11 protein-coding genes are annotated in these 20,643 nt (G+C 71.5%); 5 read left to right on the top strand and 6 right to left on the bottom strand.

All coding sequences use genetic code 11. The features are described 5' to 3' along the window. Positions 1-129: 129 nt before the first annotated feature. From D2L64_RS06060 to D2L64_RS06045, 4 genes are all read left to right on the top strand, one after another. Entirely contained in the window at positions 130-1,611 is a 1,482-nt protein-coding gene (locus D2L64_RS06060) for an aminopeptidase P family protein (protein ID WP_119573718.1), read from the top strand. Between the two features lie 332 nt (positions 1,612-1,943). Further along, a complete protein-coding gene (locus D2L64_RS06055; protein WP_147376198.1) occupies positions 1,944-3,791 on the top strand; it encodes a right-handed parallel beta-helix repeat-containing protein in 1,848 nt (615 codons plus the stop codon). A 420-nt stretch (positions 3,792-4,211) separates the two neighbouring features. Further along, on the top strand, positions 4,212-5,825 hold the full coding sequence (locus D2L64_RS06050) for a hypothetical protein (protein ID WP_119573716.1): 1,614 nt from the start codon (positions 4,212-4,214) through the stop codon (positions 5,823-5,825). 433 nt (positions 5,826-6,258) lie between these two features. Beyond that, the gene (locus tag D2L64_RS06045; RefSeq protein WP_233558797.1) at positions 6,259-9,555 is read left to right on the top strand and encodes a glycosyl hydrolase family 95 catalytic domain-containing protein; all 3,297 of its coding nucleotides are present in this window, start codon (positions 6,259-6,261) and stop codon (positions 9,553-9,555) included. Between the two features lie 67 nt (positions 9,556-9,622). On the opposite strand, the gene pulA is transcribed toward D2L64_RS06045, so the two are convergent. From pulA to D2L64_RS06015, 5 genes are all read right to left on the bottom strand, one after another. Beyond that, positions 9,623-15,118: a pullulanase-type alpha-1,6-glucosidase gene (gene pulA / locus D2L64_RS06040; protein ID WP_119573715.1), complete on the bottom strand. Its 5,496-nt coding sequence runs from the start codon at positions 15,116-15,118 to the stop codon at positions 9,623-9,625. Between the two features lie 143 nt (positions 15,119-15,261). Then, entirely contained in the window at positions 15,262-15,996 is a 735-nt protein-coding gene (locus tag D2L64_RS06035; protein ID WP_158603462.1) for a cellulose-binding protein, read from the bottom strand. Positions 15,997-16,087: 91 nt separating this feature from the next. Further along, positions 16,088-16,861: a cellulose binding domain-containing protein gene (locus D2L64_RS06025; protein ID WP_147376196.1), complete on the bottom strand. Its 774-nt coding sequence runs from the start codon at positions 16,859-16,861 to the stop codon at positions 16,088-16,090. Positions 16,862-17,126: 265 nt separating this feature from the next. After that, on the bottom strand, positions 17,127-17,516 hold the full coding sequence (locus tag D2L64_RS06020) for a hypothetical protein (RefSeq protein WP_119573711.1): 390 nt from the start codon (positions 17,514-17,516) through the stop codon (positions 17,127-17,129). 37 nt (positions 17,517-17,553) lie between these two features. Next, entirely contained in the window at positions 17,554-18,213 is a 660-nt protein-coding gene (locus D2L64_RS06015) for a hypothetical protein (protein ID WP_119573710.1), read from the bottom strand. Between the two features lie 18 nt (positions 18,214-18,231). Between D2L64_RS06015 and D2L64_RS06010 the strand changes: the two genes are divergently transcribed. Then, the gene (locus tag D2L64_RS06010; RefSeq protein ID WP_119573709.1) at positions 18,232-18,417 is read left to right on the top strand and encodes a hypothetical protein; all 186 of its coding nucleotides are present in this window, start codon (positions 18,232-18,234) and stop codon (positions 18,415-18,417) included. A 1-nt stretch (position 18,418) separates the two neighbouring features. Here the strand turns inward: D2L64_RS06010 and D2L64_RS06005 are convergent, their stop codons facing one another. After that, the gene (locus tag D2L64_RS06005; protein WP_119573708.1) at positions 18,419-20,092 is read right to left on the bottom strand and encodes a right-handed parallel beta-helix repeat-containing protein; all 1,674 of its coding nucleotides are present in this window, start codon (positions 20,090-20,092) and stop codon (positions 18,419-18,421) included. Between the last annotated feature and the right edge of the window lie 551 nt (positions 20,093-20,643).

Here is a 20,643-nt window from a genome sequence, read left to right as displayed (position 1 = left end):
CTCGCCCCGACCGGTCGGTCACGGCGGCGGGAAGCGCCTGCTCGACGGCGTCGGGCGGGACCGCCGGAGTCGGGGCGAACCGGTTTCGCGGTACCGTCGGGGCCAGCAGTGACACGAGAGGAGCGGGGCATGACCGAGGAGCGCACCGACGGCAAGCCGGACGACGGCACCGAGTCGCACGACCCGGACTTCCCACCGGCGTTCCTGTCGTTCATGCGGCAGGGGTGGCGGGACACCACGCTGCCGGTCGGCCCCCGCCCGGAGGTGCCGAACTACGCCAAGCGCCGCTCCGCCCTCTCCGCCGCGTTCCCGGGCGAGACGCTGGTGATCCCCACCGGCGGCGAGAAGGTACGCGCCAACGACACCGAGTACCGGTTCCGCCCGGGCAGCGACTTCGCGTACCTGACCGGTGACCACGATCCGGACAGCGTGCTGGTGCTGCGGCCCAACGGCTCGGGTCACGACGCCATCCTGTACATGCGACCGCGCAGTTCGCGGGAGAACGACGAGTTCTTCCGCAGCCGGCACGGCGAGCTGTGGGTGGGCCGACGGCACACGCTTACCGAGAAGTCGACCGAACTGGGGCTGCCCACCGCCGACCTGACCGAGCTGGACGCGGCGCTGGCCGAGCTGGCGCCGGGGCGGACCCGGGTGCTGCGCGGCTTCGACACCCGGGTGGATGCCGCGGTGCGCCCGTACGACGGCCCCCGGGCGGAGGGCCAGCCGGCCCGCGACCGGGAACTGGCCATCGCCATCTCCGAGCAGAAGCTGGTCAAGGACGAGTGGGAGATCGCCCAGCTGCAGGACGCGATCGACGCCACCGTACGCGGCTTCGAGGACGTGGCGCGGGTGCTGCCGGCCGACCGTGGCGTCTCCGAGCGACTGCTGGAGGGGATCTTCGCGCTGCGGGCCCGGCACGACGGCAACGACGTCGGCTACGGCTCGATCGTCGGTGCCGGCGAGCACGCCACGATCCTGCACTGGGTGCACAACCACGGCGTCACCCGGCCGGGTGAGCTGCTGCTGATGGACATGGGCGTGGAGGGCGCCAACCTCTACACCGCCGACGTGACCCGGGTGCTGCCGGTCAACGGCCGGTTCACCGCCCTGCAGCGGCAGGTCTACGACATCGTGTACGCCTCGCAGCAGGCCGGGATCGACGCGATCCGGCCCGGAGTGAAGTTCAAGGACGTCCACCTGACCTGCATGCGGGTGCTCGCCGAAGGGCTGGCCGACCTGGGGCTGCTGCCGGTGAGCGTGGACGAGGCGATGGACGAGAAGTCCACCGTCTACCGCCGCTGGACGCTGCACGGGTTCGGGCACATGCTCGGCATCGACGTGCACGACTGCTCGAACGCGCGCAAGGAGACCTACCGCGACGGCGCTCTCGGCGAGGGGTACGTGCTCACCGTCGAGCCGGGGCTCTACTTCCAGCCGGAGGACGACCTGGTCCCCGAGGAGCTGCGCGGCGTCGGGATCCGGATCGAGGACGACGTCCTGGTGACCAACTCCGGCGCGGTGAACCTGTCGGCGGGCCTGCCGCGCCAGGCCGACGAGGTGGAGAGCTGGCTGGCGGCCCAGCGTGAGGCGGGTCCCCGCCTGCCGGGCTGACCGGAGTACGCACGAAACGGGCGGGCCCGCACCGGGTACGACGACTGTCACCCGGTGGGGCCCGCCCGTCGTCTGTGCCGCCCACCTGCCACCGCAGGTCGTTCGGTGTTTGCCCGGTTCATAGCCGGTCTGACCGGCACCGCCGAGTAGGCGTACCGACGCCCGATCCGAGCCGAATATGGGCTTTTCTCGGATACGTCCGCCTCGTGAGGAAGGTTCTCATACGGTGGTCATCAGAGGCTACAACCCTATTTGTAGCGGCTCGCACCGACTTCGGCCATGCGGGCCACTCTGGTAGCAGGAAAGGGCGGAAGGCTCTTATGTCCGATGACGTGACCATTTCCTACGGTGGGCCACCTCCGGCCCCACCGGGTAGACGACGACGCAAGCTCTGGGTGGCCGCCGGCGTGGCCGGGCTGACCGGTGTCGTCGGCCTGGCCGCGCTGGGCGGCGTCGCTGCCCGTGACCAGAAGTCCGGCGGCCAGGAACGCACCGCCGACACGCAACCCGCGGCCGCGCCGAAACAGGACGCCGGCGGCCCGGCAGACAAGGGCGGGGACAGCGCCGAGCCCGCCGGCGCCTGGGCCGGCGACAAGGGCGCGCAGGAGCGGGGCGGCAAGGAGCCGGCCCGGCCGGTGCCCTGCGACAGCGACAAGCTCATCCAGGCCATCGCGTACGCCAACGCCAACCACGGCGGCGCGCTGGACCTGGCGAAGGGCTGCACCTACGAACTCACCCGCTCCGACGACGGCAACGGACTTCCGGTGATCCGGCAGTCGATCTCGTTGCGGGGCGACGACACGAAGATCACCCGTGCGGCGAACGCGGCTCCCTTCCGGATCCTCAACGTCGGACGCGACGGTCATCTCACCCTCAAGAACGTGACGATCAAGGGCGGGCAGACCGCCGCCGACCTGGTCGGCGCCGAGGCGCCGGTCGTACCGTCGGGCAAGCCCGCCGGTGCGGTCGGGTCGGCGGCCAAGCCCGCCCCCAAGGCCGCCACCGCGGCCAAACCGCCGGCCAACGCCGGCACCACGGCCAAACCACCGGCCAAGCCCGCCGCCACGGCCAAACCGCCGGCCAACGCCGGCACCACGGCCAAGCCACCGGCCAAGCCCGCCGCCACGGCCAAACCGCCGGCCAACGCCGGCACCACGGCCAAGCCGGCCGCCACCGCACAACCGACGGCGGCCGCGAAGCCGGCGGCCAGCGCCAAGCCGGCGGCCGCGGCGAAGCCAGCGGCGACCAAGGCCGCGAAGGCCGCCAAGCCGGCCGCGGCGGCGGATGCGGTGTCGACGCTGGCCGACGCTGGTCCGAGCGACGGCGCCGGGCTGCTGGTCCAGCGCGGTGGTCGGGCCGACGTCGAACACAGCCAGCTGGTGCTGAACAGCTCCGGCGGGCACGGCGGCGCGATCGCCAACTACGGGACCACCCGGATCGCGCAGAGCCGGGTCGAGACCAGCAGCGCCGCCGGGATCGGCGGCGGTGTCTTCAACGCCGGGGTGCTGCGGGTGGAGAACTCGAAGATCACATCCAACAGCGCCGACAACGGTGGCGGCATCGGCAACGGCGCGCCCACCATGCTGCGGCCGGCCTCCGGCGGCACGGTCTGGGTGTGGCAGAGCACGATCAGCCGGAACCGGGCGCTGGGAGCCGCCGGTGGCGTCTTCGACTACGAGGGCACCACGACGCTGTCGAACAGCGAGGTCGTCGACAACGACGCCGGCACCGACGGTGGCGGCCTGGCGATCTTCGGTGACAGCCAGTTGTCGTTGGAGCGGGTGGTCGTGGCCGGCAACACCGCCGGCCAGACCTCCGGCGGACTGTCGGTCGCCGCGGGCGCCACCGCGGTGATCGAGCACAGCAACGTCAAGGAGAACGTCGCCGAACTGTACGGCGGCGGGCTGTCCGACTTCGGCGGCACCGTCGTCCTGCGGAACACCGAGATCGTCGCCAACCGGGCGGTCGCGCAGTCGTCGGTGGCCGGCGGCATCGCCAACCTCGGCGGCGAGGTCCGCCTGGAGCGGTCGAAGGTGGCGCACAACTTCGCCAACCTGGCTCCCGGCGGCATCTTCACCACCAACGACGGGGTGCAGATCAGCCGCGACTCGGCGGTCACCGGCAACCGGCCGACCAACTGCGTCGGCAGCACCGTGGTACCGACCCGCTGCTTCGGCTGACCACGACAAACCTGGAAACGCCCTTCGAGAGCACGACCACATAGCTGGGGCTCCCCCGCCACCCGCGGGGGAGCCCCTTCCCTTGCGGGGGAACCGGCCGCACCGCTCCCAGCCGGCCGGGCCGGCACCCCGCCGCGTCGCCCGGCCCCGCCGAGGGCCCCGAAGTCCGGTACGCGTCACGGAGGGCCGTTGCCGCCCCGCTCGGGGTGCGGCGCCCCGGATGCCCCGGTCAGGGGCGTCCATGACGGTCCGAACCACCCGCACCCACAGCGCCCCGAATGCGGGGTTGTTTCGGATATGAGCCCGAGGCGAAGAACCTTCTCATACGGTGCATGTGGGAGCTACAACCGATTTGTAGCAGGGGACGCTCGCCGGTGTGCGACGACCCTGTCTGGTACGACGAGAGGGCAGAGAGCTCCGATGTCCAACTACCTAGCTAAGAACAACGCCGCCGAGTCGGAGGTGGCGCCCAAGCGGCGCCGCAAGCTCTGGCTCGCCGGCGTCGCCGGGCTCACCGGCGTGGTCAGCATCGCCGCCGTCGGTGTCGCCACCGGCGCCGGCGCAGTCGGCACCGAAAGCCCCCGTTGGTCCACCGCCCAGCAGGTCAACAAGGACGGCGACCAGGCTGCGGAGGAGGGCCGCGAGGGGCACAAGGGCAAGAAGGACGACCGCGGTCGCGGCGACAAGGACCGCGGGAAGGAGGTGCCCTGCGACTCGGACAAGCTGATCCAGGCCATCATCTTCGCCAACGAGAACCACGGCGGCGTGCTGGAACTGGCCAAGGGCTGCACCTACACGCTGACCCGGTCCGACGAGTTCGGCAACGGCCTGCCGGTGATCGAGGAGAACCTCGTGCTCAAGGGGCACGACACCAAGATCGTCCGGGCGGCCACCGCGGACAACTTCCGGATCCTCAACGTGGGCCGTGGCGGCAACCTGACCGCCAAGGGCCTGACCATCAAGGGTGGTCAGACCCGCGAACTGGCGGCCGCCGGGGACACTCCGGAGGCGGTCTGGTCACGGTTCTCCAACTCGGTCGAGGCGACTAAGGTCGCCCAGGCCGGGAAGGACTACATGCCGGTGCTGCAGGCCAAGCCCAAGGGCGCCGCGCTCAAGGCCGCCCAGGCCCCGGGCGAGGTCTCGGTGCTGGCCCAGCCGGAGCCGAACGACGGTGCGGGCGTGCTGGTCCAGCCGGGTGGCACCGCGCAGTTCGAGGAGACCCACATCGTGGCGAACCAGGCCGGTGGGGTCGGTGGCGGTCTGGCCAACTTCGGTAAGGCCAGCCTCTACCACACCACGGTCGCCGACAACACGGCCTTCTTCTACGGCGGCGGCATCTTCAACGCCGGCGTGCTGCAGGTCCGCGAGTCGCGGGTGACCAACAACGACGCCATCATCGGCGGCGGTGGCATCTCCAACGGCGCGGCGTTCATCTTCCGCCAGGACATCGACGGCGGGACCACCCTGATCGAGAAGACCGAGATCACCAGCAACGAGGTGCTCGGCTTCGGTGGTGGCTACCTCGACATCGAGGGCAACAGCACCATCAAGGCCGCGAAGATCACCGACAACACGGCCGTCCTGGCCGGTGGCGGGGTGACCGCGGCGGGCGACAGCAGCATCGAGCTGAAGCACGTCGAGGTCGCCAGCAACAGCACGGTCGGCGTGGGCGGCGGTATCGCCCTGGCGTTCGGCGCGATCGCCAACGTCGACGACAGCAAGGTCGTCTCCAACAAGGCCGGCTTCTTCGGCGGTGGCGTGTTCACCGTCTTCAGCGAGGCCACCTTCCGTAACAGCGAGATCAGCGGCAACCGGGCCGTCGGCCCGCTGGGCGTCGGCGGCGGCATCTTCAACGTCATCGCCCGGACCGACCTGGACAAGACGAAGGTCGCGCACAACTTCGCGACGCTGCGTCCGGGTGGTGTGTTCAACTTCCTGGGCGAGGTCAACGTGGACGACAAGTCGGCCATCACGGCCAACAAGCCGACCAACTGCGAGGGGTCGTTCACGCCGGTCCCCCGCTGCTTCGGCTGATCGCCTGACGGGCGGCCACCGGCCGCACCTGCGGGTCAACCGACCGGCCCCCTTCCGCGCCAGCGGAAGGGGGCCGGTCCACGTCGTACACCGCGGGCGTCACGACCGACCGCCCGAGTACGCGCGGTCATGAGCCCTTCACACCCACAAAGGTCTGATGATTACCGAGTGTCAACACGAACGGGCAAAGGCGACGTGTCGCATTGAGCGGCACGTCGCCACTGCTTGAGCGCCATCGTCAACACTTTCGTTACAGGCGTTGACTAGATACATCACATGTTTGTAGCCTTGCCGTCACCTTGCAGAGAGCCTCATCAGTGCCATCGCCCCGCACCGGACCCCCGCCGCCGCCCATCGTCGTCGAGCCCGCGTCACCACCTCGGAACAAGGCCGACCTCCGGCAAGGAAAACCCGTCTCCTGTGGAGGACCCACATGTCAGACCTGACCCGAAGGCAGCTACTCCAAGCCGGCGCCGTCGGCGCCGGAGCCGCACTGCTCCCCTGGCCCTGGACGGCGGTCGCCCGCGCGTCGTCCACCGCACCCGCAGAGGTACGCGCCGCCAACGACCTGGCGCTCTGGTACGACCAGGCCGCCGGCACCGACTGGCTGCGGGCGTTGCCGATCGGCAACGGGCGCCTCGGCGCCATGGTCTTCGGCAACATCGACGAACGCCTACAGCTCAACGAGGACACCGTCTGGGCCGGCGGACCGTACGACTCGAGCAATCCGCGGGGCGCGGCCGCGCTTCCGGAGATCCAGCGACTGGTCTTCGCCAACCAGTGGAGCCAGGCCCAGAGCATGGTCAACCAGACCATGATGGGCAACCCGCCGGGACAGCTCGCGTACCAGACCGTCGGCAACCTGCGGTTCACCTTCCCCGGGCCCAGCGCCGTCTCGGAGTACCACCGCCAGCTGGACCTGACCACGGCCACCACGTCCGTGTCGTTCGTCCGCGACGGCGTCCGGTACCGGCGCGAGACGATCGCGAGCGCGCCGGACCAGGTGATCGCGATGCGGCTCACCGCCGACCAGCCGGGCTCGATCACCTTCACCGCCCGGTTCGACAGCCCGCAGCGCTCGACGCTGTCCAGCCCGGACGGCACCACCGTCGCGCTCGACGGACTCTCCGGCAACCAGGAGGGTGTGGCCGGCCAGGTCCGGTTCCTGGCACTGGCCCGGGCCGTCGCCGAGGGCGGCACCGTCAGCAGCTCCGGCGGCACCCTGTCGGTGACCGGCGCGGACAGCGTGACGCTGCTGGTCTCGATCGGCTCCAGCTACGTGAACTTCCAGGACGTCAGCGGCGACTACCAGGGCATCGCGCGACGGCACCTGACCGCCGCCGAGGGCACCGCCTACGACGTGCTGCGCCGGCGGCACGTGGCCGACTACCAGAAGCTGTTCGGGCGTACGGAACTCGACCTGGGCCGCACCGCGGCGGCCGACCAGCCGACCGACGTACGGATCGCCCAGCACAACAGCGTCGACGACCCGCAGTTCTCCGCGCTGCTGTTCCAGTTCGGCCGGTACCTGCTGATCTCCTCGTCCCGACCCGGCACCCAACCGGCCAACCTCCAGGGCATCTGGAACGACTCGCTGACCCCGGCCTGGGACTCGAAGTACACCATCAACGCCAACCTGCCGATGAACTACTGGCCGGCCGACACCACCAACCTGTCGGAGTGCTACGAGCCGGTGTTCGGCATGATCAAGGATCTGACCATCAGCGGGGCGCGTACCGCCCAGGTGCAGTACAACGCCGGCGGCTGGGTCACCCACCACAACACCGACGCCTGGCGTGGCTCGTCGGTCGTGGACGGCGCGTTCTGGGGCATGTGGCAGACCGGTGGCGCCTGGCTGGCCACCATGATCTGGGACCACTACCTGTTCACCGGCGACCTGGACTTCCTGCGCGCCAACTATCCCGCGATGAAGGGCTCGGCACAGTTCTTCCTCGACACCCTGGTGGAGGAGCCGAACCTCGGCTACCTGGTCACCAACCCGTCGAACTCGCCGGAGATCGGCCACCACCCCGACGCCAGCATCTGCGCCGGGCCGACCATGGACAACCAGATCCTGGTCGACCTGTTCAACGGCTGCGCCCAGGCCAGCAAGCTGCTCAAGACCGACGCCGACTTCCGCGCCCAGGTGCTGGCCGCCCGCGACCGGCTCGCCCCGATGCAGATCGGCTCGCGCGGCAACATCCAGGAGTGGCTCTACGACTGGGTCGAGACCGAGCGTACCCACCGGCACGTCTCGCACCTGTACGGCCTGTCGCCGAGCAACCAGATCACCAGGCGCGGCACCCCCGAGCTGTTCGAGGCGGCCCGCCGGACCCTGGAGATCCGCGGCGACGACGGCACCGGCTGGTCCCTCGCCTGGAAGATCAACTTCTGGGCGCGACTCGAAGAGGGCAACCGGGCGCACGACCTGATCCGTTTCCTGGCCACCCCCGCCCGCCTCGCCCCCAACATGTTCGACCTGCACCCCCCGTTCCAGATCGACGGCAACTTCGGCGCCACCGCCGGCGTCGCCGAGATGCTGCTGCAGAGCCACGCCGGCGAACTGCACCTGCTACCCGCACTGCCGGCGGCCTGGCCGGACGGCAAGGTCAAGGGGCTGCGTGGTCGCGGCGGCTACACCGTGGACGCGACGTGGAGCGGCGGTCAGGCCGACGAGGTCAGGATCAAGGCCGACCGCAACGGCACCGTGCGGCTGCGCGGCCAGTTGTTCGCCGGGCGCTACACGATTCGCGACATCACCCGCGGCAACGGCGTGGTCAAGCCCAAGAAGGTCGAGACCGACCTGGTGGAGCTCGCCGCCAAGGCCGGGCACACCTACCGGGCGTACGCGCTGCAGAAGATCAGCGTGACCGCGCCGTACGAGATCGGTGCGGGCGCGGCGGCGACGGTCGCCGTCACCGTGCGGGCGGTGGACATGCCGATCGCCCCCTCGGCGCGGGTGTCGCTGGCCGTCCCGTCGGGGTGGAGCGTCACGCCGCAGCATCGCGACCTGCGGCCGTTGCCCCCGGACTCGGAGCGCACCGTCGAGTTCACGGTCACCGCCGCCGAGGCCGCGCAGTCCGGCACCGCGGACCTGGTGGCCGAGGTCAGCGGCCGGGACTGGACCGCGTCCGCCGCCACCCGGGTCCGGGTCTGGGACGGCCGGGAGGCGCCGGTCGAGGAGAGCTTCACCAACATCGGCGTCACCGACGACAACAACACCAACGTCGGCAACTTCGACGGCAACGGCGGCACCATCTCCGCCCAGGCGCTGGCCCAGGTCGGCGTCACCCCCGGCGCCACCGTCACCGCCGCCGGAGTGGACTTCACCTGGCCCGGCGCCGTCGGCAGCCCCGACAACATCATCGCCTCCGGACAGTCCATCAAGGTGACCGGCAGGGGTAGCACGCTCGGGTTCCTGCTGACCGGCACGTACGGCGCGGTCTCCGGACCGGCCACCGTCGTCTACGCCGACGGCAGCCGCAAGACCCACACCCTCGGTTGCCCGGACTGGGCCGGCCCGCCCCGGCCCGGTGGCGTCGGGGCGATCGTCGCCCCGTACCAGAACCGCCCGAACAACGGACGCGCCAACACCCAGGCGACGGTCTACGTCGTCGGGCTCCCGCTGGAGGACAAGGAGGTGGTCCGGGTCGACCTGCCGAACATCAGCGCCCGGGCGGCCGTCGGCGTCGCCACGATGCACATCTTCGCGGTGGCGATCGGCGGCTGACCGCCCGACGTCCCGCAAACCCGAGAGGGGGCCGGCCCGCACGGGCCGGCCCCCTCCGTGGGTTTGGTTACCGCTGTACGAAGACGGCCACGCTGCGGGCCGGCACGGTGAACGTGCCGCTGGCCCGGTCGAACGTCGCGGTTCGCAGCACCGGATCGGCCGAGGACCGCAGCACCGGATGCAGCGCCACGTCCGCCCCGCGCAGCCCGGTCACCCGCTGCGTCGCCGACTTCGGGGTGCTGTTGAAGACCACCGTCACCGACTTCCACTGCCCGCCCAGGCCACGGGCGTCGAGGGTCATGGTCAGCACCCCCGGCGTCTCGCCCGGACCCGACAGCGGGAAGCCGACCCGCTGCTGCACCTGCTGCGCGGTGGGCAGTCCGAACACCGGCGACGAGGCCCGGATCCGCAGCAGCTCGGCGTAGCGGGCGTCGGTCAGCTCGATCGCACCGCACTCCGGCACCAGCGACGGGTCGGCCAGCAGCGGCCGGGCGTACGGCCACTTGTCCCGGTTGTCCTCGGCGGGCGGCAGACCGATGCCGAACCCGTTGCCCTGGGCGCAGTCCCAGCGGATCTGGTTGAACCAGTCCCCCGAGTTGTACGAGTTGCGGTCCAGCGACTTCGACCGCAGCCGTTCGGTGCCGGTGGTGACGAACCCGGCGCCCTGGCCCATCACCACCGTGCTCAGCGCGAGCACCTGCATCCGCGCCCGGTCGGTGGCCGAGGTGGCCTGCGGCAGCTTGTAGGCGAGGGCGTCGTAGAGGATCTCGTTGTCGTGCGCGTCGACGTAGGTGATCGCCTCGCCGGGCGCCTCGGTGTAGCCGGCCGGTGAGCCGTTGTAGTCGACCTGGGCGCCGGTGACCGTCCGGCCCGCCGAGTCGGTGAACCGGTAGCCACGCAGGTTGCCGGCCAACCCCACCTTGATCAGGTCGTGCTGGTGCAGCAGCCGGGCCCGCTGCTCGGCGGCCGACCCGTTGACCGGGTCACCGTTCGGGTCGGTGAACAGCCCGGAGGCGAAGCCCTGCTGCCGTGGGTTGTCGTCGAACGGGCCGCCGCCGCGGACCGCGTCCCGCAGCCGGTCGTTGAAGGTGCCGATCCCGGTGCCGGCCATGTTGGCCTGGGTGGCCTGGACGAACCGGGCATCGTCGGCCACCTCGCCGAAGTTCCAGCCCTCGCCGTAGAGCAGGATCTTCTTGCCGTCCACGCCGTCGCGGGCCACCGTCAGCCGGTCCAGCGCCTTGCGTACGGCCAGGATGTTCGCCTTCGGGTGGTGTCCCATCAGGTCGAAGCGGAATCCGTCCACCTTGTACGCGGTGGCCCAGGTGACCAGCGAGTCGACCACCAGCTTGCCCATCATCGCGTGTTCCGGGGCGGTGTTGGCGCAGCAGGTGGAGGTGGCCACCGTGCCGTCGTCGAGCAGCCGGTGGTAGTAGCCGGGGACGATCTGGTCGAGTACCGACCTGGGGTCGGCGCCGGCGGCCGAGGTGTGGTTGTAGACCACGTCCATGACCACCCGCAGGCCCGCCCCGTTGACCCCGGCGACCAGCTGCCGGAACTCGGTGGTCCGCGCGGTGCCGTCCGGGTCGACGGCGTACCCGCCCTCCGGGACGGTGTAGTGCAGCGGGTCGTACCCCCAGTTGTAGCCGTCGGTGTCGCGGACCGCGTCGACGCACTCCTGCTGCCGCGGCGAGTCCGGCGGCAGGGCCGCCAGGTCGCAGTCCGGCTGCCGCTGGTCGGCCCGCCGCTCGGGGATGGTGGCGAAGTCGAACGCGGGCAACAGGTGCAGGTGGTTCACCCCAGCCTCGCTGATCGCCCTCAGATGTCTCATCCCGGCGCTGGCCGGGTCGGTGAAGGCGAGGAAGGTGCCCCGCCGCTGCGCCGGCACGGTGCTGTCGGCGATCGAGAAGTCCCGCACCGACAGCTCGGTGATCTGCACCTTGGCGTCCGGTACCGCCGCCGGCTTGCGCAGCGTCGACCAGCCGGGCGGGGCCAGCTTCGGATCGGTCAGGTCGGCGATCTGGGTGTGCGTGGAGTTCGCCGCCAGGGCCACCGAGTACGGGTCGGTCACCGAGGCGGTGACCATCTCCTGCGTGGCCGGCTGCCAGGCCCGCACCCGGTAGCGGTAGTACTTGCCGGTCCAGTCCCGCGCGCCGCGCACCGACCAGACGCCGGTGCGGTCGTCGCGGCGCATGGTCACCGTCCGCGGGGTCGCGGTCGGCGAGTCGAACAGCTCCAGCGACACGGTCCGGGCCGTCGGCGCCCAGACCGCCAGGGTCGGTACGCCGCCGCTGAAGCTCGCCCCCAACGAGGCGGCGGTGGCCGGGGCGTACACGTCGTCGAGCACGCCGGGAATCTGCACGCCGGTGGCGCCGAGCAGGGTGCCGTCGGCGGCCCGCTCGGTGACCAGCAGCTGCCCGCGCAACGCGGCCGGCACCCTGGCCAGATCCCGCCGGTCCAGAGTGAAGGCCCGGTGGTCCCACAGGTGCGGGAACGCCGCGCGCTGGGCCTCGGTGAGCCCGTTGCGCTGCGCGGTCAACGGCAACGAGGTGTACCTGCCGGTCAGCTCGCCGTCGACCACGCGTACCCCGCCCGCCTCGGCGCTCACCAGGGCGTACGCCCTGCCGTCGGTGGGTCCGGTGCGCCAGGCCACGGTGGACCGGTCGATCCAGTGCGCCCGCGACCGGCCGATGTCGGTGTCCGTACCGCTGCCGGTGGCCGTCGCGGGCAGCAGCCGGCCGGGCGTCGCGGCGAGCAACCACACCTCGCGGCCGGCCTCGGCGAAGTCCAGGCGCTGGTCCTGCGGCAGGTCCTTCTCGTCGCCGCGATGGACGATGTAGCTGAGCCCGGTCGCGCCCTCGGCCAGCGGCACCCGGAACTCGGCGCCGAACGAGTCGATCCGGGTCGGCGGCATCGGGCGGGCCCAGTCGGTGGGGTTGGCGGCCCCGTCCCACAGGTGCAGGCCCCAGCCGTCGTAGTTGCCGTCGGCACGCCGGTAGTGGAGCACCGCCGTGCCCTGCTCGACCGGCGGCGCGGGCTCGCCCGCGGCCTCCTCCCGGCTCGGGTAGGTGGCCGGGTCGCCCTGCTTGACCCAGACCTCGCCGGTCCGGGTCACGTCCACCGTCCGGTCGTCCTCGACGTCCTTGTTCCCGTCGGCGTCGACGACCACGAAGCCCACGGATCGCGCGCCGGACTTGAGCTTCACCCAGGCGAACCGCCCGTAGGTGTCGGTGCCGGCGAAGGGCTGGCCCTGCGGCCACTCGGTCGCGTACGCCGGGTCGATGTCGCCCCAGGTGTAGAGGCGCCAGTCGGCGTAGTCACCGTCGGGTCGCTGGTGGTGCACCACCAGCCAGTCCCGCGCCGAACCGGTCTGCGCGGGGGTGCCGACGGTGGCGGCGGTCCGGGCGGTCGCGGTGCGCCCCCGACCGTCGCGGACCACGGCCTGGTACTCGACCTTCGTGCCGGCGGGCAGGCCGGTCAGGTCGTGGTGCACGGTGTACGGGGCCCGGTGGGCGGTGCCGAGCAGGGTCCACCGACCGCCTGCGACCCGGGCCGCCATCGTGACCGTGGCCAGCGGATCCTCGGTGACCTGGGCGGTCACCTCGGCACGGGGGGCCGGCGCCGGGTCGGCGACGGTGAGGGTGAGGCCCGGCTTGGCGGTGGGCAGGGCGACCGGCTTGCCGGCCCGGTGCACCACGGCCGACAGCGGCGGCACCGTGACGGTCAGCTTGCCGTTGCCGGCGGCCACCGGCCGACCGGCGGTGCCGTAGATGCCGGTGAAGGTGGTGCCGGCCGACCAGGTGTCCACGGTGACAGTCTGCGCCGTCGTCGCGTTGTTGACCGCCACCAGGTACTCGGTGCGGTCGTCCGGGTCGAACCGGGAGAAGGCGAAGACACCCGCGCCGTCGGCCGCGTACCGGGTCAGCTGCACTCCGTCGCGCAGCGCCGGGTGCGCCTGGCGCAGCGCACCCAGCCCGGCGATGGTCCGGTACAGCGGGTGCGTGCGGTCGAACTGGTCCTGGGCGTGGGTGCGGTCGGTGCCGAGCAGATCGTCGTCGAGGTAGTCCGCGATCCGCGTGGCGAACATCGGCTGCCGGGCGTCCTTGTCGCCGCCCGCGCCGGTGAAGCCCTGCTCGTCACCGGAGTAGATCACCGGCTGGCCCCGGGTGAGGAACATCAGCTCGTGGGCGAGCTGGTCGCGGCGCAGGTGGCTGGCCGGGTCGGTGGGGCCGGCGGCGATGAAGGAGCCGATCCGGCCCATGTCGTGGTTGCCCAGGAAGGTAGGCAGGCGACCGGCGTGGGTGTCCCGGGCGGCGTACAGGTCGTCGCGGGCGTACACGTCGGCCAGTGCCCGGGCGGAACCGTCGTTGGCGGTGTAGCCCCGGACCGCCTCCTGGAACGCGAAGTCCAGGGTGGCGGGCAGGGCACCCTGGCGTACGTAGTCGGAGGTGATCTCCGGGTCGGCGCTGTAGACCTCGCCGAACATGAAGAAGTCCTTCTTGCCGGCGCGCGCGGCGGCCTGGTTGACGCCCTGGCTGAACTGCGGCCAGAAGTCCATGTTGACGTGCTTGACGGTGTCCAGCCGGAAGCCGTCGACCCCGGTGTCCCGTACCCAGTCGGCGTAGATCTTCGTCATCCCACGGACCACCTCGGGGCGTTCGGTCCACAGGTCGTCGAGGCCGAAGAAGTCGCCGTACTCGCTGTTCTCCCCGACAAAGGTGGAGTCGCCGCGGTTGTGGTACATGGTCGGGTCGTTCAGCCACCCGGGTACCTTGACCTTCGCGTCGGCCGGCGTCTCGAAGGTCGGGGTGTACGGGAAGGACCGCGTGTTCACCGCCGGGAAGGCCCGGCTGCCGTCGGCGTAGTTGCGGTCCTCGAACGGCCGGCCCTGTGCGTCGCGGTACGGCGCGGTCGCCTTGTCCACGTAGCCGACCCGGTCCTCGGCGTACCCGATGACGTCGGCGGTGTGGTTCACGATGACGTCGAGGTAGATCTTGATGCCGCGCCGGTGCGCGAGTTGGACCAGCTTCTTCAGGTCGGCGGTGCTGCCGAAGTGCGGGTCGACCTGGGTGAAGTCGGTGATCCAGTAGCCGTGGTAGCCGGCCGACACGTCGTCGCCCCTGCCCTGTACGGGGCGGTTGGTGAAGACCGGGGCGAGCCAGATGGCGGTGGTGCCGAGCCCCTCGATGTAGTCCAGCTTGTCGATCAGTCCCTTGAGGTCACCGCCCTGGAAGAACCCCTTGTCAGTGGGGTCGTAGCCGGTGCGCAGGCGGTCGCCGGTCAGGCCACCCCGATCGTTGCGCGGGTCGCCGTTGGCGAACCGGTCGGGCAGGACGAAGTAGAACTGCTCGGCCCGGGCATGGGTGGTGCCCGCGGCGAGCAGAGCCGTGGCGGAGGGCCCGGTGGGCCAGGTGACGGCGCCGGTGGGACTGAGCGGCCCGACGGCGGCCGGACCCGCTGCCTCGGCGCGGCTCGGGTGCGCCGCGACCGGCGCGCCGACCAGGGTGAGGGTGAGCAGGAAGACGAGAGCGAGCACGGCCTTACGCGGTATCGGCGGGGGTTTCATCGACGGCCTTCCTCTGGTCGCTGAATGGCCCGCACGCTAGCTCTTGCCGAAACATTCTGCAATACCTTGCAAACGAACCGGCAACGGTGCCGACACCTTGCGCAAGAACAGCAAAGGAGCCGTCGGCGACCGACGGACGATCCTCAGAGGCCGCCGCAGGGACGACCGGAAACCACGCAACTCGCCGGCCGCGACGAGGCGAACTCGACGTGGAAGCGCAGCGCCACGGCGGAGCCCGCCGCCAGGTCGGGCCCGCTGCGATAGACCAGGGTGCCGCGTCGGTCCTGGAACGTCCCCTGTGGCACACCCTCCAGCCAGGCGGTGACCACCCGGCCGCCCGGGTACTCCACCCGCGCCACCCAGCCCAGGTCGCCACGGGAGGCGTTACGGATCGACAGCTCGCCGATGAAGCCACCCGGGAAGGTGTCCGCCACCCGGTACCGTGCCTCGATCGGCGGCGGCGGGGGCGCCGGGGCCGGCGGGCTGGTGGCCGGCGGCGGTACGGCCGCCGGGCGACTCGGCGTCGCGGCCGGGGCCGTAGCGGTGGCCGTGGCCGCGGCGGTGGCGGTGGCGGTGGTCCGGGTGGGCGACGGGCTCGGCGGATCGGTCCGACGTGGCGACAACCCCGGCACCGCCCGCGACGGCAACGCCGACGCCTCACGTCCGGCCGACGAGGCCCGCTCGGGCAGCAGCGGTACGGCACCGACCGGGGGCAGCGGATCGTAGTTCGATCCCGGGCCCCGGTACGCGCCGGCGGCGATGGCGAGCAACACCACCATCGCGCCGACCCCGACCGACACCAGGATCCAGGGCGAGGACACAACAGCGGTGGAGGCGTGGGTCGGAATCTCACGCGGAGCGCGACGCATACCGGACATGTCTCTCCTCAGCGGGCAACCCGGCAAGCTTAACGATCAAGAGCGATTCCGGGAAGCATCCGGCGAATCACCAGGATTCCTAACGGTACGGTCAACCCATCGAGCACGCGTCGCCGTTGACCGCGCAGTGGGCCGGGTACTCGCCGGTGCCGACCCGGGTGAACCGCAGGTCCACGGTCTGTCCCGCGCCGGCGTCGAGCGGCTCGGCGCCACTGAGCAGATACCAGCCGGCGCCCTTGATGGTCACCGACACCCCCGGTCCGCTGGACGCCCGTACGCCGCTGACCTGGCCGGTGAACCGCAGCTCCACAGTCCAGTCACTCGACCGGGCGGTGCCGTTGCGCACCACCAGTCGCGCCCGGAACGAGATCGGGTCGGCGCTGTCCACCTGGTAGCTGGCCGAGAGCACGCCGGTGTCGACGGGCTCGGCCGGGGTGGCCGGCGCGCCCGGTACGGCGCCCTCCGGCGAGCGGTCGGCGTCTGCCCGCGCGGCGGCCGACGAGGTCCGCGAGGGCGCCGCCGGCTGCGTCGACGACCCGCTCGGCGGCGGCGGTACCGTCGTGGGTCCAGCGGACGACGCCGTGGTCGGGGTGGGCGTGGACGGCGTCGCCGTCACCTCCCCCGGTGTCGGCAGGACCATCGGCGGCCCAGGCGTCCAGGCCGCCGGCTGCTCCGGCTCCCGGAACGACAACATGGCGGCCACCAGCAGCACCGCCAGCACCGAGACTCCGACCAGGACCACCACCCACGGCGCCGAGGCGATCACCCTGGGCAGACCCCGTCCGTTCGGCTCGTCGCCGGCCGCCGCGCTGGTCTCCGCACTGATCTCTGCGCCGGACTCTGCGCCGGTCGGCCCCACTGACACTGAGGTCCCCCCTCGTCGTCACCGACGCGCCAGCCTAGTCACCTCGGCAGGGGATGCGAAACGGGCGGGGCGGTACCGGACGACCGGCCCCCCGACACCGCCCCAACGGCGCCTTCCGCCTGGCCAGCGGGGTTGGACGCCGGTACCGCAGGGGAACGGCCGCGGTACCGGCAGGGGAAGGCCGGGCTCGCCGGGGTGACCGTGCGGACGGCCGCGGTACCGGCAGGGGAACGGCGGCGGTACCGGCGCTGGTACCGGCGGCGGCTCAGCCGGTCCGGGCGACCATGCAGATGACCAGTCCGTCCTCGGTCGCGCGCAGCAGGTAGCGGTAACGCTCACCGGGCACCTGCCGGCCTTGGCTGTCCAGGAACTCCCAGCGGACGGCCACCATGGTGAGCAGCGCGGAGACCTGCTGCACGTCTTCGAGTTCGGCGTGCGCGGCGACCAGTTCCCGCTCGGCGTAGTCGGGTGCGGCGCCCACGAAGGACAGCGCCACCGCCGCCGGGGAGGTGAACGAGAAGCTGTAGGTGTCGGCGACCACCAGCCCCGGCAGCGCGTAGCAGCCGGCGATCGCGGGCAGGTCGCCGACGGTCAGCGCCACGCCGTACCGGTCGAAGAACTCCGTCAGGGTGTCGAGGTCGGTGGAGGTGTTCACGCCGCAAGCAATTGCCCCCCGGCCACCTGGCCAAACCTCACCGGGACGGGATCCGCACCTCGATCTCGCTGCCGAGGTCGGCCCCGCCGTGCAGGCCGAGGTCGTCGCCGCTCCAGAACCGGCCCGGGTCGTACCAGTTCGGCCGGCGGCCAGCCGGCAGCAGCCCCATCGCCTCGTAGGTGACGGCGACGACCTCCGCGCAGTACGCGGTCTCCAGATTCGCCTCGCGCACCGCCGTGGGGCGTCGCCGGGCCGCCGGCAACGGCAACCGTGGCGTCGGCACCCGCCCCCGCAGCCACCGCCAGGCCAACTGGGAGGTGGACGGGAAGGGTGTGCCGTCCAGCCGGGCGATGGTCTGCAGCACCGCCCGCTCCATCTCCGCGTCAACCGGTGGGTCGAGTTGGCGTAGCCAGGCCCGCTGGCCGTACCGGTTGGCCCAGACGCAGACCGCGTCCCGCAGGTCGTGCAGCTGCACACCGCGCTGGTGGCTGCCGGTCCACATGTCCGGCAACGACCTGCCCAGCTCGGCGTGCCACATCAGGGGCGGCATGTCGTCCAGCACCACGGCCATGCCGACGTGGTTGACCGGGCTGTTGGTGGTCCACTGGATCGCTCGGTCGGGCACGCTGCGGCCACGGAACACCCACACGTCGCCGGTCCGGGTCAGTTCCACCGCCTCGTCCAGGCTGATGCTCATAGGGATTACCCTAAGCGGATGGCGCGACGGGTGCGGTGGTGGAAGGTCCTCGGTCTGGCCGGCCTGGCCGGTGTCGCGGCCTCGGGCGTGGTGATCGCCCGGGCCGAGCGGCGGCGGCGCGCGTACAGCCCGGACGAGATCCGGGCCCGGTTGCGCGACCGGCACGCCGAGGCGACGGCGGCCGCGGAAGCCGACCGGCGCTGAGTCAGTCCACTTCGGTGTGGTTGCGGTCCCAACGACCGCCGACCGGTTGACTGTCCAACCGCAGCGGCCCGTCGGCGTTGCCGGCGAGGTCGTTGTCCTCGACCCGGCAGGAGACACAGCAACCCAGCTCGGTGATCCAGAGGCCGTAGCTCTGGGTCGGATCCTCCCGGTTGTCCCAGATCCGGTTGCCACGCACCGTCGCCGACTCGAGGTGGGCGTTCACCGCGATGCCGGCCCGCACCGGCTCCGGTGCCGGTAGTTCGTACGCCATGCCCGGCGGCGGGACGTCCTCGTTCCACGCGTTGGCCGCGTCCGGCCGCAGGTCGGCGAGGTCCAGGGCGGTGTCGGTGTTGCCGACCACCACGGCGACCCGACCACCCACCCGCAGCACCTTGCCCCGATGGCCGTCGGTGCGCCAGTGGGCGCTGCCGTCCGTCATGGCCCGGCGGGCGTAACGGACCGACTCCCCGGCGCCGCTGGCGGCGGGGGCACACTGTCGGCCGTTGTTGCGGATCCGGTTGTCCACCAGCACCGCGTCGACCATCGGCCGGTCGACGCGGATCGCATCCAGCCCGTTCTCCCAGAACTCGTTGCCGTCGATGACCACGTCGGACGCGGCACCCTGATAGCCGTTGCCCAGGTCGTGCTGGTGGTAGCCGTACCCACCGTTGCCGCTGATCCGGTTGCCCCGGATGGTGTACGGGCCCGGGGTGTTGCCCATGCTGATGCCGTCGCGGACGTTGCGGTCGACGACGCAGTCGGTCAGGATGCCGCCGCGCCCGGCGACACCGGCGGTGCCGTTGGCGGACACGTCGAAACCGGCCTCCAGGTTGCCGGTGAGGGTGCACGCGGACACGATCAGCCCGTCGGCGCCCCAGTCGGAGATGCCGAACCGGTTGGCCTGGCTGTGGCAGCCGATGATGCGGTACCCGCGCGGCGGCTTCCAGTACGACTTCTGCAGTTCCAGGAAGATCCCGTTCGTGCCGTTGCCGAGGGTGGTGCAGTTGGTGATGGTGCACCGTTCGATGTCACCCCAACCGCCGATGCCGACGCCGATGCCGGCACCGCCCATCTGTTCGCCGTTGTCCAGCCGGCCACAGCCCACCGCGACCACGCCGTCGATCAGACAGTCCTGGAGGAAGTCACAGCCCAGCCCGGTGGCCCCGGTGTGGTGGATGTAGAGGTTGCGGAACACCCCCCGCACGACGTACTGCAAGCCCAACCCCTTGGCGAGGTAGCTGTACTGGGCCATGGCCACGCCCGAGCCGTCGATCTCGAAGTCGGCGAAGGTACAGTCGGCGATGTGGCGGTCACGGTCCGCGCCGTGCTGCACAGTGGTCCAGTACGCCAGGGGCGTCGGTTCGGCCCGGTTACCCTCGTTGCTCAGCAGGAACCGGGTCGCCCCCGATCCCGCGCCGATCAGGGACACGCCACTGCGCCACACGGTGCCCGCGTCCCGGATCGAGTAGATCCCGGGCGGGCAGTAGATGACCCGGGCTCGGCCGTCGGCGGCGTACCCCTCGCCGAGCCGGTCCACCAGGGCGGCCAGCGCGGGCTGGTCGTTGGTCTCCCCGTCACCCCTGAGTCCGAACTCCCGCGCGTCGCACCACAGTGGCGCCCCGGCCACCGGGGGCAGGTAATCGCGGGCGACGGTGAACCGAGCCTGCTGAGCCACCAGGCCTCCCCTGCAACGTCGACTGTCTGCCCGGCCGACTTCCCGCTGCCCCGGCCCGGAAACGCCCCCCGCCGCCCACCCACCCGACCGAACGGCACATCGCGTACGCCGACGACAGAGACCGGATGGTCGAGGCGTTGCGTACCCTCTCGCAGACCACGGTCAAACGCCCCAGTTCGTGCCTCCGGAACCGTCACGTGTCGGGGGGCCGCGCCAAGATCACGCTCGATCCTGGATCCAGTGGCCGCACCATGCGCCGGATACCACTTGATCCCGGATCGAGCGTGATCTTGGCACGATACGCCGCATACCGACACGGGCCACCCTGCCAACTGGCTACGGCAACAGGCTGCCACGCCGTACCGAGCGTGTACCGGTCGACGGCGTCCAGCACGGCGGTCAGGTGTCCGCAACCCTGACGGACGCCTCCGAAGCCATCCTGATTCCGGAGCGCCGCGAGCGCCTCGGCTACCTCCTAGGGGTCGACGAGGGGGTCCGTGCGGTGTAGGGAAACCGACCCGGGGCAGGCTGACCTCCGGCGTCAGCATGCC

The sequence above is a fragment of the Micromonospora radicis genome (assembly GCF_003583405.1).
GTDB lineage: Bacteria > Actinomycetota > Actinomycetes > Mycobacteriales > Micromonosporaceae > Micromonospora > Micromonospora radicis.
This window is presented reverse-complemented; position numbering and strand designations above follow the sequence as displayed.

Bases quoted from the DNA above. Each gene is read 5' to 3' on its own strand.
- D2L64_RS06050 (WP_119573716.1), top strand. From the start codon at position 4,212: ATGTCCAACTACCTAGCTAAGAACAACGCCGCCGAGTCGGAGGTGGCG.
- D2L64_RS06045 (WP_233558797.1), top strand. From the start codon at position 6,259: ATGTCAGACCTGACCCGAAGGCAGCTACTCCAAGCCGGCGCCGTCGGC.
- D2L64_RS06060 (WP_119573718.1), top strand. From the start codon at position 130: ATGACCGAGGAGCGCACCGACGGCAAGCCGGACGACGGCACCGAGTCG.
- pulA (WP_119573715.1), bottom strand. From the start codon at position 15,118: ATGAAACCCCCGCCGATACCGCGTAAGGCCGTGCTCGCTCTCGTCTTC.
- D2L64_RS06010 (WP_119573709.1), top strand. From the start codon at position 18,232: ATGGCGCGACGGGTGCGGTGGTGGAAGGTCCTCGGTCTGGCCGGCCTG.
- D2L64_RS06035 (WP_158603462.1), bottom strand. From the start codon at position 15,996: ATGTCCGGTATGCGTCGCGCTCCGCGTGAGATTCCGACCCACGCCTCC.
- D2L64_RS06015 (WP_119573710.1), bottom strand. From the start codon at position 18,213: ATGAGCATCAGCCTGGACGAGGCGGTGGAACTGACCCGGACCGGCGAC.